This is a genomic window from Wolbachia pipientis (assembly GCF_023661085.1).
In the GTDB taxonomy this organism is placed as follows: Bacteria; Pseudomonadota; Alphaproteobacteria; order Rickettsiales; family Anaplasmataceae; genus Wolbachia.
In genome coordinates, this window is sequence record NZ_JAHDJT010000012.1 from 1 (window position 1) to 14,317 (window position 14,317).

The window sequence follows — 14,317 nt, forward strand, 5'->3', positions numbered from 1 at the left end:
TTGTCATTTTAACCTGTACAGATTGGGAAGTTAAACAAATAGCTTCACTACTATGATAAGGGTATCGGCGAAGGTTGTCAAATAGTTTTTTTGTTCTGTTTCTATGGTTAGTGTTACGCATTGGAGTGACATAAATCTTGTGTTGTTTAAAAAGAGTGCTTAGGGGCAGCAAAAAATATGACAATTCTCAGTGTCATTAGAAGGTTTTGCTTAAAAATATATTTTATTTCATTTAGAATATCTTACTTGGTTTATTTATATATAGTGAATAAGTTACTACAGAAGTTTTACAGCATTATTTATTGTCTTTACCGTGCTTTGATTGACACAATTTATAATGACGGAATGGAGCATGCTGGATATTTATCATTTTTAATCCTATTGTCAATATTCCCTTTTCTCATCGTTTTAATAGCTTTAGCGTCAACATTTGCAAATTTCTTAGACCAATATAACATCGGCTGGGCATTCATAATTGATCACATGCCACAGGACATTCTAGCATCCTTAATGCCGCGTATTAGAGAGATAATATCTGGTCCACCACAGAGTTTATTGACTTTGGCAATTGTGGGTGCTGTTTGGACAGCCTCGTCAGCGATTGAAGGGCTGAGAACAATATTGAATAAAGCCTACAAAGTTCCAGTTTCGCCACCTTATATATTGAGAAGAGTGCTCAGTATATTGCAATTTTTAGTAATTACGCTCATTATAACTCTGACTATAGTGTTCTCTACATTAGTGCCAATGCTGATTGATTTTTCCTATCATGGACTAAGTTACACTAAATATCTCCTCATCGAATTTGTACTCTTTATAGTGGTTTCCTGGCTATACTTTATGCTACCCAGCGTAAAACAAAATATGTCAGACGTGTTTCCTGGATCTTGTGTAGTCGTTATGCTATGGACAGCTTCTGCCTCAGCTTTCAAACAATACTTAAAAGCCTCCTTTGGTCAATTGGACTTAATATACGGAAGTTTGGGTGGTGTGGTAGTATCATTACTATTTTTCTATATAGTGAGTTTAATTTTTATATATGGAGCAAGGTTTAATTTTCAGCTAAAATGTTTTAATGAGTCTCGCTAAGGAGAAAGAATGGGTAAGTTAGAAGGCAAAATAGCTTTGATTACCGGGGCTTCAGGTGGAATTGGGTCTGCTGTTGCAAAAAGGTTTGTAAAGGAAGGTGCATGTGTAATTTTAATTTCAAGGTCTATTGATCATCTCAAGCCACTGTACAATGAAATTGAGGAATTTGAAGAATTCAAAGAAGGCTCTGTTAAGCTAATTCAACTTGATCTTTTGGACTTTGAAAACGTAAAGATACTAACAAACATGATAGAAAGCCTAAAATTATCGGAGTCTGGGGCTCTTGATATATTAGTTGCGTGTACTGGAATTTTAGGTAAATTGAATCCTGTTCACGACTGCGAGCTTGAGGAGTTACAGAATGTAATGAACACAAATTTCACTGCCAATTGGTACTTGCTAAAAAACTTAGATCCAATGCTGAAAAAATCTAATTCTGGAAGAGTGATATTCATAACTTCAGAAGTAACACTTTCTCCTTCTTCCTATCCGTATTGGATACCTTATGCTGCAAGTAAAGCTGCACTAGAAATCATGGTAAAGATATATTCATCTGAAACAAAACATACAAAGCTATGCGTGAACGCTGTATATCCAGAAGGACCTGTTGACAGCGAAATGTATAAGCAAGCGTTTCCTGGAAAGGATACGCCTGAATTAGTACTACCTGATAAACTAACAGACAAATTTGTGGAGTTAGCTTCTGAAGACTGTAACGTATCAGGACAAATTTTACCATTGAGCAAATCTCTTGAATAAGTTGCACAGCTGTACGAATACTATGACTTGAGCCTACCAAGAGGGTGTCATGAAAGTAGATACTGCTAGTCATTTATCTTCAAAGCTTGAATAAAAGCATTATGTGGAATATTGACATTTCCTATAGAATGCAATCTTTTCTTACCTTTCTTTTGTTTTCCTAAAAGCTTCATTCTTCGCGTTACATCTCCACCATAGAGTTTAGCTGTCACATCCTTCCTGTATGGATTAATCGTTTCCCTGGCAATAATTTTGCTACCCACTGCTGCTTGAATTACAATCTTATATTGCTGACGTGGTATCAAATCTTTCAAACGCGCACATATTTCACGTCCTCTTTTTTCTGCCCTACTTTTGTGAACAATGCATGCCAATGCATCAACAGGCTCTCCATTAACTAAAAAGCTCAATTTATCTATCTGACTTTCCCGATAATCGGAAATTTCCCAATCCAAACTTGCGTATCCCTTAGAAATTGATTTTAGCCTATCGTAAAAATCAAAAACAACCTCAGATAACGGTAACTTATACTTCATCAGTGCTGTTGTCGTGCTACCAACATAAGATAGATCTTTTTGCTCTCCTCTTCTTTCTTCACACAGAGATAGAATTTCTCCTAAATATTGATCAGGCACCATTATAGTTGCGGTAATCCACGGCTCTTCTACCATCTCAATCTTTGTAGGATCTGGCATATCACTTGGATTATGAATATTCAGAATTTCACTATTTCGTGTTGTAACCCTATATATAACACTCGGCGCGGTTGCTGTTAGGTCTAAATCAAACTCTCTCTCAAGCCTCTCTTGGATAACTTCAAGATGCAGCATCCCTAAGAAACCGCAACGAAATCCATAGCCGAGTGCATTCGACGTTTCAGCTTCAAAGGTAAAACTTGCATCATTTAAATGTAGTTTTTCCAGTGCTTCTCTTAAATATTTAAAGTCATCTGTTTTGTTGGGAAAAATGCTACAGAATACCACAGGGTGCACTTCTTTAAATCCAGGCAGTGCTTCATTACAAGGCCTCTTTTCCTCAGTGATGGTGTCCCCTACCCTACAGTCCGCCACTTCTTTCATTGAAGCAGTTATAAAACCAACTTCACCTGCTGAAAGTTCACCCGTCATTACCTTTTTAGGAGTAGAAATACCGATATTATCCACCTGGTATGTAGCATTGTTGGACATCATAACAATCTTCATACCTTTTTTTAGTACTCCATTTTTAACTCGCACTAAAATCACTACCCCTAGATAAGGATCATACCAACTATCAACCAAAATCGCTTGCAGTGGAGCGTTTGCATCACCCTGTGGAGCTGGAAGTCTCGTCACTATTGCTTCGAGTACATCCCTTACTCCAAGTCCAGTCTTTGCTGATATTAAAACTGACTCACTTGCATCAATACCAATTACTTCTTCAACCTGAAGTTCTACCCTTTCTGGATCTGCAGCAGGGAGATCAACTTTATTGAGCACAACTATTATCTCATGATTATTGTCAACAGCTTTGTATACATTCGCAAGAGTTTGAGCCTCAACTCCCTGGCTGCTATCCACCACTAAAAGCGAACCTTCGCATGCAGCCAAGCTTCGACTCACCTCATATGAAAAGTCAACATGACCTGGGGTATCCATAAGGTTCAAGCAATATTGATTCCCATCATTTGCAGTGTAGTTGAGCCTTACCGTCTGTGCTTTGATTGTAATTCCACGTTCGCGTTCTATTTCCATTGAATCGAGCACTTGATTGGTCATTTCTCTTGCTTCAAGACCATTACATTCTTCTATCAAGCGATCAGCAAGCGTTGACTTTCCGTGATCTATATGTGCTATTATTGCAAAATTTCTTATATTATCCATTGATGGCCATTCTACATATTGCAGAACTATTTTACATTTGAAGTACTGCAAGGGCAATTACTTACTTCCCCTTTAACAAAGATAGTACCTGCTTCGAGTGAGAAACCACCTTATTAACCATATAGCTCTCATGATTATTATCTATTTTAGACAATTCATATAGGTAATTTACCATCATTCCAGCTGATTGACTAATGCCCTTTTCAGAAGTGTCTGCCATCCAGTTTAGTTGTTTTATTGATGCACCATTGCTTAAATGAAAATGTGCTACCGGATCATAAGCACCGCCACTACTGTTTTTAACCTTCAGCAAGTAATGTGCACAAAGCTTCAGCAAGCATTGTTTTTCGCATTCAGTATCGGTTTTTAACTGCTCTATGCTTTCTAAAATTTCTGCGCTAGATTGCTTTATATTCAGTTTGCCCAATAAAGTAATATCTTGGCTTAAACTTTCTTTCAGCCATTTTGTAAAGCCAGGTATTGGGGAAAGCGTTGCGTATGTTTTTATACTTTTAAGCTCCTGTGATAGTTTTTCCACAACCCTTTTGATCAAAAAATTACCCAGGCTGATTCCAGACAACCCTACTTGGGTATTTGATATTGAATAGAATATGGCAGTGCTTGCACTGCTTGGATCACTTGAAGGTACCGACTCATCTAAGAGATGTTGAATGCTATCTGCAATTCCATCCATCAATGCAACTTCTACAAAAATTAGAGGCTCGTTTGGTATTTTGTAATGAAAAAAGGCAAAACATAGACGATCAGAATCCAGCCTGTTTTTTAAGTCACCCCAAGAAGAAATTTTATGCACAGCTTCATATTTTATAAGTTTTTCTAACAACGATGCAGGTGAATCCCAGGTAATTTGACGAAGATCGAGCAGATCAACGTCAACCCAGGAGAGAAGTATGCTTTTCAGTTCACTTTCTAGTCGATTGAGCTCTTTATATTGGTTCTTTAACTTAAGCACGTCAGAACGCATATCGACAATAAACTTAAGGCCTTCCGGCAAAGAAATAAACTGCTTCAATATTTTAGAACGCGGTGATTCAAGGACTTTTATCAAGTCCTGTTCAAATTTATAGTTTAACTCGGGATTCTGATTTTCCCTATATTCTTTTATTTTTTCATCTATCTCCGCTTTATTCAGATTAAATTTTTCTGCCAGGGTCTGCAAAAATTTTATTTTACCCTTCCCAGATAAACTTAAATATAGATTACCAAGAGATACGGTGTTCTTACGTGCTGAGACCTCCCCTCCCTTTGGGTTTAAGCACTCGTTCATCTTCAAGACTAAGCTATCGATATCGCGGCTACTACTTAAATCAGGGCTAATATTGCCAATCCACGATCTTACAGCATCTGCCACTTCACCTAGTATTTTAAAAAAGCCTTTTACTGCTTTCTTATCTTCAACTTGTGCTATATCAGTTTTAACTAGTGATTCTTTCGTCATAGATTTTTTTTACCATACATCTATATTAAACCAAAGAAAAATCTTAGTCTACACAGCAGACACCGTTATCAAATTATTAGTAATTTTCATGATATAATTAATCATAGTTAACAGAGAAAAACGTTATGGCAGAAGCAAGGGAAAATCCAATAGTTACATTGAAGGCCCAAGCCAAAAAGTTTGACTTCAGCAAATTAAGAGCCGCAAAAGATAACAAAGGAGCAAATTCAGGTGAAACAATGCATGGCGATTTTCACAGAATGAATTTTGTTATCAATGAGAAAATTATAGACAAAACTTCAATTCACACGTTGATAGAAAGAGCTTGGAAGCAATATTCATGGAGAGAACTCAAGCACAGTCTAATTGATAAAGGAACTAATACATATGGGAAAAAGCTTTACAGCAGCGAAGAGCAAGTTTTTCTACTCAAAGAAGAAGTAAAGAAAAACAATAATTATCGCCCAATTGCAAAGGAGATTTTTAAGGAAATGTTTGAGTATGCCAAAGCTCGAGTTCCAAGTGACCCCATTTTAGAAGAGCTAGTTACTAATTGTAATCAGTCTTCTTACTATGGTGGAGGGCTAGTAATAAACGTCCTCGCTCCTGCACTTTTTCCCCATGAGCTAATGCCTCAAAGTCAGAGCACTATCCACATCAACTGTACCAATAGAAACTGTGTTAGCATCAAATCCGATAACGAAATGTCTATCACAGACACTAAATTGCTAACTCACGGTTGTGACCCAAAAGAAGCAGTTATATGTCAGTTAAATAACTCACTAGAGTTTACACTTGAGTCTCAAGATGGCAAAGATGGTGTAACATACAAAGACGGTAAATTATCACTTACTATTCCCAAGGGGCTAAAAAGCTATCAAGATGGTGGCAAGAGTCTGTTTGATGTTATAAAAGAATATTTCCAAAAATTCTGCGAAAAGTTAGGATTTAAGTTCGAAGCAAAAATAAAACAAAATTTAAGAAAGCAATTGAAAGTAGATAGCCATTTGGAAAGCGTGAAACCTCCTGCTCATATTAATCATCATGTTCATGGCAATTGAGGATTAACCCTTCTAACCTTTGCTTCTTAACTTAAGATGCTCCAGCATCATCTACTGCTTCTAAATACATCATTGCTAGACATATACCGCTATGCACTTCTATAGATATCTTATCGCTTAAACTTCGATTAAAGCAAGAATTCTTTCCTGGAAAAGCAAGCTTATCAAAAGATAGCTCCCATTTTAATCCTTTAGTTGATATTTGAGCTCTCGGTATACCAAGTAAGGATATTTTAGTATTTTTCGGCAAAGAAAAATGGGTAATGCCTTTTTTTAAGATGTACCCTACCATGGGAGGTGCAGGCGTGTAAAAGATACTACCTGCACTTAGAAAAACGTTAATATTTTGCAGTATGTGATCAATTGCTCCTCCAGTAATACCCGTTATTATCGATGGCAGCAACTTAATTGTTTTTAAGTGAGCCATTGCTTTAGAAAAGTCACAGTAATCCTGATCAGGTAAATATACTGTGCTTAAACCAGTACGTAGATTCGGACTTATGCTATCCAAATCTCCTATTACAAGATCAGGTTGTACGTCAATTGATAAAAGCCTATTTGCTCCTCCATCTACAGCAATAATAGGTATGCCTTGTTTAAAAAACGACGAATCAGGTATTTCTCCATTCAATACCACGATAGAACGATATTGTTGTTGTATACTACAGCGTTGTACATGATTATGAAATGCTTCGTATAGATTTTGCATCGTAATAACATTTTTGAATAATTAATATTATACTAATTACTAACCCAGCAACATTGCTAAGTATTACAAAAGTTGAACTCTGACAGAGACCATAGCCAATCCAAGATAATGAACAAATAAGGTAATTTACCAGCATCAGCATCGATACGTCGCGAGTAAGCTTAGTGACATATGCTTTATATACTTGCGGTAATAATCCAATTAGAGATGTAATTAACGCGATGAAACCAAGGAATGCTTCAATATTTGTGTGCATACATTTTCCTACGTCTGCTTTAACAATATCAGGTTCGAAGTCTTGTACTATCGGCTTTTTAAAGTGCCTCCTAATGTATAATAATATCATTAAGCTTCTTTGTATAGCTTAAACTAAGCAAAAAAATAGCTTCCAGCCTCAGCCGATACTACGTTTGCTATTTTTTAACATAAATTTGCCACTAAAATATGTTGATATTGAGTTTCAAGATCTCTATAATGTAAAATGTGGGGGTAATAAACCTGTCCTCACGGTGGTAGGTAATCGTAATTGAGTTTTCACGCTCGTACTTTTGTTAGGAGATTAGCTTCCCACACCAAAATAGGTGTCTTTGATATCTATTACAGCTGCTAGGCTCATGGCTTGGAGTTTTAAGGCGCTTTGTAGAGGAATTTGCAAAAAGATGTACAAAAGATGCTATTTTAAGGCCATCTGCGTAGGTCATTTTCTTGATCAACACATCCGAGACTTAAAAGTTCAGATACAAAAGGATTGAATATCTGCAAAAAATAATGTATAATTGTTAATACTTTTTAAGTGGATTTCTCATGGTTTTGTCAAAGTTTCTGGATCCAAAAAACAACTATACCTTTAGGCGTATCTTTGGTACCGAGAAGAACAAAGACATTTTAATTCATTTTCTCAACGATATTTTAGGTCGTACTGGTGAAGCTAGATAGAGGATGTAATCTTTCTAAGTCCTATTCAAGACCCAGAAATTGCTGCTAAAAAAGAGAGTATTGTTGACGTATTATGTAGAGACTCTACAGGTGTGCAATTTATTTGTGAAATGCAGGTCGCTAGAACCACTGGTTTCGAAAAACGCGCACAGTACTATGCTGCTAAAGTTTATTCAAGCCAAGCTAACATAGATGCCCGATATCAAGACCTCAAAGGAGTTATCTTTATTGCCATCACTGATTTTGTTCTATTTCCTGATAAACCAGAGTACAAATCTGATCACGCTACTCTTGATAAGAAAACCTTCGAACATGATCTAAAGGATTTTAGCTTTACTTTTATAGAACTACCGAAATTTCCAAAAACAAAAGAGGATCAATTAGAAAGTATAGTTGAAAAATGGTGCTATTTTTTTAAATATGCAAATGAAATTAGTGAAAAGGATCTGAGAAAAATAGTAGGAAGTGATGAGATTATCGGCAGAGCTTATGATGAGTTGAACCAATACAATTGGAGTGAAGAAGAGCGTTTTACGTATGATCAAGATAAGAAACGCGAAGATGATAATTTATCCTGCATCATGCAAAGTAGAATTGAAGGAAAAAAGGAAAGAGAGATTGAAATAGCAAGAGCAATGCTCGCCGATGGTATGAACGCTGCTACCATTGTTAAGTTAACAGGATTATCTGCTGATGAAATAGAAAAACTACGGTTTACGTGCGATCAAGATAAAAAACGTGAGGATGATCTGTCTTAACCAAAAATTTGATAAAGGTGTTGAAGTTGGTATTGAGAAAGGAAAAATCGAAGTGGCAAAAGACCTACTTAAAACTGGTACATCTATCAATTTGATAGCCGAGTCCACTGGTCTTACTTAAATTGAAATTAAACAACTTCAAGAAGCAACGTCTTCCACTCAAATAAGATTCACTGCCAGTAGTTTCCAGTATAGCTTAACCTACAAGGGTTGGTATTAACTGCTCTTAAACTGCAAATAACTTTAGCCTGAATATTAAGAAATCTACCAAGCGAAAAAAAAGGCAAAAGAAACCCCGTTAGCTAGTTATTCACTATCTATCTTTTAAATTGGCGTTTTTTATTGTCTTAAATGCTTTAACAAGCGCATTTTAGCTTATACTAGGTAAAAACCTTGAAAGTTTATAAAGACATGAGGTGCACATAGTGCAAAAAATTAAACATAAGACGCCAAGTACATTGAGTTTTTTGTCATTTAATCTGCACAGACTGAAGATAAATAATAGCTTCAGTACTATAATAAGGGAACTGGCGAAGGTTGTCAAGTAGTTTTTTTCGTTTTTATTGAATGACAACCGAATCAAGTTGCGGGGGTAGGATTTGAACCTACGACCTTCAGGTTATGAGCCTGACGAGCTACCGAGCTGCTCCACCCCGCGTCGTTGTTTATTTATTTATTATATATACAATAATAGAAAATAAAAGAACAAAATCCTACTATTGCATACATTTTGTGTATTTATTGACTTTTCTTGACATAATAGTTAGTTATATACGAAACAACCTACGCAGTGAGAAATATAACCTGATACTGTGGTTTCCTGTATGTCAGTGTGTAGGAATTTTTACCTATTTCTCTTTAAGCCCCGAGCCAAGCTGTGTTTTTACTACATCTATTTTTCTCTTGCTTTTACCTATACTAATTCTGGTTGCAATATTGTACAAAAGGTACGCAATATTATGTATCGCCTTGATTGCAGTGCTTGTAGGATTTACAGCCAGCAAGCTGAGAACAGCTTCAGTTGATACTCAAATTCTTGATGAAGAAAGGTATGCAAAAAGTATCGTTGCCACAGTGAAGGATATCAGCAATAAGGGCTCATATAGACAGTTTCTACTCTCTGTTGAAAACTCCTTTCTGTTATCCCAGTGCCCAGACACTTGGATCCAGAAAAAAATACACAGATTCCAGCATCATGCGCTGGCCACACTACTTTAGACAATATAAGAATATCAGTTAGAACTAAAGTGGAAATAGGCGTGGAAATAGGCGATCAAATAAAATTGTCAGCAAAGCTTTTTCCGCCAAAGATCGCACCTTCAGAGTATGCATATGATTTTGCAAGAATAGCCTATTATCAGAAAATAAGCGCTACAGGCTTTGCAACGAGCAAAGTAGCTTTGCACAAAAAGGCTAAAGCAAGGAAATTTCAAGAATATATAGAATCTTTCCGTCAATATATTTATGAAAACCTGCAGCGAAATATCAAAAAAACACATGCGGACATAATCTCCGCATTACTGATCGGTAAAAAAGACGGAATAGACCAAAAAACTATGGTGCAATACGAGACTCAGGCATAGCACATTTGTTTGCTATATCTGGTCTGCACTTATCATTCGTTGCTGGCCTGTTTTTTATAGTGTTGCGTAATTTATTTGCAATATCTGAAACTTTAACTCTTAAGTATAACACCAAGAAAATATCTGCATTTTTCACCATTTTGCCAACCACATTTTATCTGCTGGTCACCGGTATGCAAATCTCTGCTCAGCGTGCGTATATTATGGTGATCTTGGTACTTGTTGCAATAATAATAGAGAGGAAATATCGGGGATTAATAGCAATTGCGTTTGCTGCTTCGATGATACTTATAGTAGAACCAGAAGCGATTTTAAAGCCCGGCTTTCAGATGTCGTTTTCTGCCGTTTTGGCACTGGTTGCTAGTTATCAGATTAATGCCAACAAGCTGTTCAAAATAAAAATAATAAAATATTTTGTGTCGATAATGATCAGCTCAATAATAGCAAGCCTAGCAACTATTCCATACACAATATACAACTTTAATTATCTTTCAATCAGCGGCATCATCACAAATTTAATCGCTATACCAATAGTTACATTGATTATTATTCCGCTTGGAATAATCCATGTTTTGTTGATTCCTTTAGGCATTGAGTGGATTATAGTGCCGCTCATAGTGCGCCCAATTGATGGTGTTTTGTATATAACAAATGCAATCGCTAGTTTTCAGTATTTGGTCATTCCCATTCGCATTTTTCCTGCCTCATCAGTTATCATAGCAACATTTGGGCTATTGTGGCTGTGCTTGTGGGAAAGAAATTGGCGTTTCTTTGGAATTTTCTTTATTGTGCTGGGCACTTTCTCTAGTATTACGTATAGAACTCCTGACATTCTAGTCAGTGTTGATAATGTTGCAGTAAAGGAGAGTGATAATTCGCCATATTCTCTCACTAGAAAAAATAGGAACTTTATTGTCAGAACGTGGGCAAAGCAAAACGGGCAGAATCAAGTTTTGAATCATACTAAGTTCAATAATTCAAACAAAAGGCTAAAGTGTGGTGATTATAACTGCATATATAACAAAGGGAATAATAAATCAGTGCTGCTTGCTTATAAAGAAGAAGATGTTGTAGAAAGTTGTGATAAAGTTGACCTAATAATTCAGTTAAGCAAATTCAACTATCCATCCTGTAACACTAAAACTATCAAATATGCCGATCTAAAAACGTATGGCACACATTCTGTTTGGTTAACAAACAGTGACATAAAGATTAGTAAAGTGCGCTCCAACAGGTCTTGGCATGCGACTTTAAGTTAAAAAGCTTGCTTTCAAAGTGTTATTAATATATAATTAATTTAGTTAAGATGTAAGGAAGCTTATGAACCCAGGTACTACAGAAAATCCTTTTAACTTTAAGATAAATCACGATGTAGCTGTTACCGGATACCTTACTAGAATATGGCGTGCAACAAAGAAATACTCTGTAAATAATACCATACCCATAGTTGCTGTGAATACTTGGCTTCAATTTTCTCTAGCCTATGTTGCTGCAGTTATAGTAACTAGTCATGATATGAGCTTCATTACAAATATTCTTAACTCAAAAGCAATGTCAGCTTATGCTCTTGCTTCTGTTATTCTTGGAACAATTTTATTAGCTTCTCTTGTTATAAAGCATGCACACAAGCAAGAAATAAAAGATGAAATATTAAAAAATGGCAAGAATACAATAGATAGAGAGATTAGAGGCGGAGAAAGTGATGGAATAAATGAGATTGCTCAAAATGCATTGACAATAGAAATTATTCCAGACATGAGCTTTATAGGCAACAAAAAAGAAAATTTTTCTATAGTTTTACCAATCTCTGGAAAACAGGGAAAAATATTGGAGAACAAAAGACAAGAGAATAGAAATAAAATTGTTTTGCTTACTGTGCCATATGTGCTAAGTGGTCTAACTGTAGTTGGTGCATTGATAAAATTTGGCTTTGTCAATATTCAAAGCTGGAAACAATGGACTTTCATTGCAGCAGTAGGTGTTATAGCTATTGTTGGTGCATGCATAACATTAAGCAAACTAAGAAATAATGAAGTAGATAACGCATGTAATACCGTTAAAAGATTCGATAATGAGGATATTCTACTTCCATTTAGAAAAGGCAGTGTTGTATCAGTAATAGAAAATAAATTTGAAAGTAAGGAGAAGGACGATTTACAATCGCAAGCGTTGAAGCTGTTTGAGAGGTTTTTAACTGGTTTTAAAAATGATGTTTGTAGCATATTAAATGAACAATTAACTGAAGCTAATAAATTGCTTGAGAAAAAACTTCTAAACCCTTCAAGTAAGAAGATTCAAGAGACTCTCGATCATCTTAAAAAAATTAGAGAGGATATCAAAAAAGATTTAGATGAGTTGCATAAGGAAATTTCGAAAATTTTAAATAATGGCAAAGGACTAACAGAAGATGTGAATTCACCAAGTCTTGCAGATCTGATAAAAGCAATCTACTCTAAGGCAGAAGCGTTCAATGTTAGATCGTATATAGGCTACTTTACAAAAAATAAAGAATCAAGCGACGGTAGTCAACGTGACAATGAATTCTTTGCAATGATAAAAAAATACAAAGATGAAGCAGAAAAGTTGCAAAATGAAGTCAAGGAATTGAAAAAACAGATGGAAGAACTAAAAAATAAACAAACTCAACCGAGTGAACCTGAAACTAGCAGCCTCACCTCTAATGGCCCACAACGAGATGAAGAAGAGGAGCTGGATGAAGAATTAGCACGGCTAGAAAAAGAAGAAAGGATGGAAGAGAAGCGAGAAAAAATAAAAAAACTTAAGAAAGCACGCCCTAAACAAAAAGAAATAAAGGAGTGGAAAAAAGAAATCAACGGCAAACCAAGTGAATTTTTATATTACGTATTAGAATCCATTAAGCTGGGAGAAAAGGCAACGTTGCGGAACCTTGACAACAAGATAATAATCCACTGGAAAGACGGTTCCCAGACAACTTGCCATATTGAAAAACAGGGCTATCTTCCTAGTACAAAAGTTGATTTCGTAGATAAAAATATTCAAGCAGCATTTGAAGCAGCGTGCGTGGGGTAGTTACTATAGATATAACCTTAAATATCAATAGTGATGAGAAGGTTAGACACCTACATAGCTGAAGAGTGCAATATATCACGCAGTAAAGCCCAGAGATTGATACAAAATGAACAGGTAACACTACTTGGCATGCCTATAACTAATAACGATCACATGGTAAAATCAGGTGAGGAGTATGTGGTGCATCTTACTTCTAATAACGAATCCACATCAATTGAGCCTAATCACGACATAAAACTTGATATTATCTACGAAGATGAGGACATTATGGTTCTCAATAAACAAAGTGGATTAACAGTGCACCCAGGTGCCGGGACAAACAATGATACACTGTTGAACGCAGTTATTGCTCACCTTGGTAAAATTCCATATACCCACGTAAGACCAGGAATTGTTCATAGGCTCGATAAAGACACTAGTGGGCTGATAGTAATTGCAAAAAATGAAGAAGCCCATAGTTTTTTGTCTGAATTACTGTCAAATCGCAAGATAAAACGGGAATATTTAGCAGTAGTTTGGGGAACATTACCTTCTAACCAGGGAACTATAAAAACTAATATTGCTCCAAAACGTGGCAATAAAGAAATGATGTGTGTAACGAAAACCACAGGAAAACTGGCAATTACCCATTATTCGGTGCAGAAAGTTATAAGAAAAGCAAGCCTAGTTAAATGTGTTTTGGAAACGGGCAGAACACACCAAATCCGAGTACATATGAGTCACATGGGACATTCAATAGTTGGTGACCAAGTTTACGGAAAAAATAGCAGTAAAAGTGCAAAATACGCTAAAAGCTCCGATTTTATCTGTAGCTTCAATAGACAAGCATTACATGCCTATAAGCTAGGATTATATCACCCAAAGAACAAGGAATATATGGACTTTTGCTCTGATTTACCACAAGATATGAGAACTTTAATTGATGAGTTTGAAGAACTAACAAATTATAGAAACAAAAAAACTACTTGACAACTTTTGCCGTTACATTTACCATGGTAGTGAAGCTATTTGTTTAACTTCCCAATCTGTACAGGTTAAAATGACAAGAGA

10 protein-coding genes, 1 tRNA gene and 2 pseudogenes are annotated in these 14,317 nt (G+C 35.9%); 8 read left to right on the plus strand and 5 right to left on the minus strand.

The window, feature by feature from the left end; translation table 11 throughout:
- Window positions 1-264: 264 nt before the first annotated feature.
- On the plus strand, window positions 265-1,089 hold the full coding sequence (locus DM84_RS00885) for a YihY/virulence factor BrkB family protein (protein WP_250777692.1): 825 nt from the start codon (window positions 265-267) through the stop codon (window positions 1,087-1,089).
- A gap of 9 nt (window positions 1,090-1,098) precedes the next feature.
- Window positions 1,099-1,848 carry an SDR family oxidoreductase gene (locus tag DM84_RS00890; protein ID WP_250777677.1) on the plus strand — a complete coding sequence of 250 codons (750 nt, stop codon included), beginning with the start codon at window positions 1,099-1,101 and terminating at the stop codon, window positions 1,846-1,848.
- 65 nt (window positions 1,849-1,913) lie between these two features.
- On the opposite strand, the gene lepA is transcribed toward DM84_RS00890, so the two are convergent.
- Together lepA and DM84_RS00900 are read right to left on the minus strand one after the other, a co-directional pair.
- A complete protein-coding gene (lepA, locus tag DM84_RS00895; RefSeq protein WP_250777680.1) occupies window positions 1,914-3,710 on the minus strand; it encodes a translation elongation factor 4 in 1,797 nt (598 codons plus the stop codon).
- Between the two features lie 61 nt (window positions 3,711-3,771).
- A complete protein-coding gene (locus DM84_RS00900) occupies window positions 3,772-5,169 on the minus strand; it encodes a malonyl-CoA decarboxylase (RefSeq protein WP_250777682.1) in 1,398 nt (465 codons plus the stop codon).
- Window positions 5,170-5,294: 125 nt separating this feature from the next.
- Between DM84_RS00900 and DM84_RS00905 the strand changes: the two genes are divergently transcribed.
- On the plus strand, window positions 5,295-6,230 hold the full coding sequence (locus DM84_RS00905) for a hypothetical protein (RefSeq protein ID WP_250777684.1): 936 nt from the start codon (window positions 5,295-5,297) through the stop codon (window positions 6,228-6,230).
- A 31-nt stretch (window positions 6,231-6,261) separates the two neighbouring features.
- On the opposite strand, the gene DM84_RS00910 is transcribed toward DM84_RS00905, so the two are convergent.
- The gene (locus tag DM84_RS00910) at window positions 6,262-6,939 is read right to left on the minus strand and encodes a thiamine diphosphokinase (protein ID WP_250777686.1); all 678 of its coding nucleotides are present in this window, start codon (window positions 6,937-6,939) and stop codon (window positions 6,262-6,264) included.
- A complete protein-coding gene (locus DM84_RS00915; RefSeq protein WP_250777688.1) occupies window positions 6,911-7,195 on the minus strand; it encodes a SemiSWEET family sugar transporter in 285 nt (94 codons plus the stop codon). Before DM84_RS00915 ends, DM84_RS00910 begins: the two co-directional genes overlap by 29 nt.
- Before the next feature lie 548 nt (window positions 7,196-7,743).
- On the opposite strand from DM84_RS00915, the pseudogene DM84_RS00920 reads away from it, so the two are divergent.
- Window positions 7,744-8,633 (plus strand): annotated as a pseudogene (locus tag DM84_RS00920) (Rpn family recombination-promoting nuclease/putative transposase).
- Complete coding sequence (locus DM84_RS06035) at window positions 8,620-8,754, plus strand: hypothetical protein (protein WP_284706092.1); 135 nt, start codon at window positions 8,620-8,622, stop codon at window positions 8,752-8,754. The pseudogene DM84_RS00920 and the gene DM84_RS06035 overlap by 14 nt, the downstream one beginning before the upstream one ends.
- A gap of 463 nt (window positions 8,755-9,217) precedes the next feature.
- Here the strand turns inward: DM84_RS06035 and DM84_RS00925 are convergent.
- Window positions 9,218-9,291, minus strand: a tRNA-Met gene (locus tag DM84_RS00925).
- A 98-nt stretch (window positions 9,292-9,389) separates the two neighbouring features.
- Between DM84_RS00925 and DM84_RS00930 the strand changes: the two are divergent.
- The 3 genes and pseudogenes from DM84_RS00930 to DM84_RS00940 all read left to right on the plus strand — a co-directional run bounded on the left by DM84_RS00930 (window position 9,390) and on the right by DM84_RS00940 (window position 14,236).
- A pseudogene (locus tag DM84_RS00930) lies at window positions 9,390-11,475 on the plus strand (ComEC/Rec2 family competence protein).
- Between the two features lie 61 nt (window positions 11,476-11,536).
- Entirely contained in the window at window positions 11,537-13,267 is a 1,731-nt protein-coding gene (locus DM84_RS00935; protein ID WP_250777690.1) for a hypothetical protein, read from the plus strand.
- Window positions 13,268-13,300: 33 nt separating this feature from the next.
- A complete protein-coding gene (locus tag DM84_RS00940; RefSeq protein WP_410543768.1) occupies window positions 13,301-14,236 on the plus strand; it encodes an RluA family pseudouridine synthase in 936 nt (311 codons plus the stop codon).
- The last annotated feature ends 81 nt before the right edge of the window (window positions 14,237-14,317 follow it).

What these genes read in the sequence shown, in the direction of transcription:
- DM84_RS00900 (WP_250777682.1), bottom strand. Translation starts at nt 5,169, where the DNA reads ATGACGAAAGAATCACTAGTTAAAACTGATATAGCACAAGTTGAAGAT.
- DM84_RS00915 (WP_250777688.1), bottom strand. Translation starts at nt 7,195, where the DNA reads ATGCACACAAATATTGAAGCATTCCTTGGTTTCATCGCGTTAATTACA.
- DM84_RS00910 (WP_250777686.1), bottom strand. Translation starts at nt 6,939, where the DNA reads ATGCAAAATCTATACGAAGCATTTCATAATCATGTACAACGCTGTAGT.
- DM84_RS06035 (WP_284706092.1), top strand. Translation starts at nt 8,620, where the DNA reads ATGATCTGTCTTAACCAAAAATTTGATAAAGGTGTTGAAGTTGGTATT.
- DM84_RS00940 (WP_410543768.1), top strand. Translation starts at nt 13,301, where the DNA reads ATGAGAAGGTTAGACACCTACATAGCTGAAGAGTGCAATATATCACGC.
- DM84_RS00905 (WP_250777684.1), top strand. Translation starts at nt 5,295, where the DNA reads ATGGCAGAAGCAAGGGAAAATCCAATAGTTACATTGAAGGCCCAAGCC.
- DM84_RS00890 (WP_250777677.1), top strand. Translation starts at nt 1,099, where the DNA reads ATGGGTAAGTTAGAAGGCAAAATAGCTTTGATTACCGGGGCTTCAGGT.
- DM84_RS00935 (WP_250777690.1), top strand. Translation starts at nt 11,537, where the DNA reads ATGAACCCAGGTACTACAGAAAATCCTTTTAACTTTAAGATAAATCAC.
- lepA (WP_250777680.1), bottom strand. Translation starts at nt 3,710, where the DNA reads ATGGATAATATAAGAAATTTTGCAATAATAGCACATATAGATCACGGA.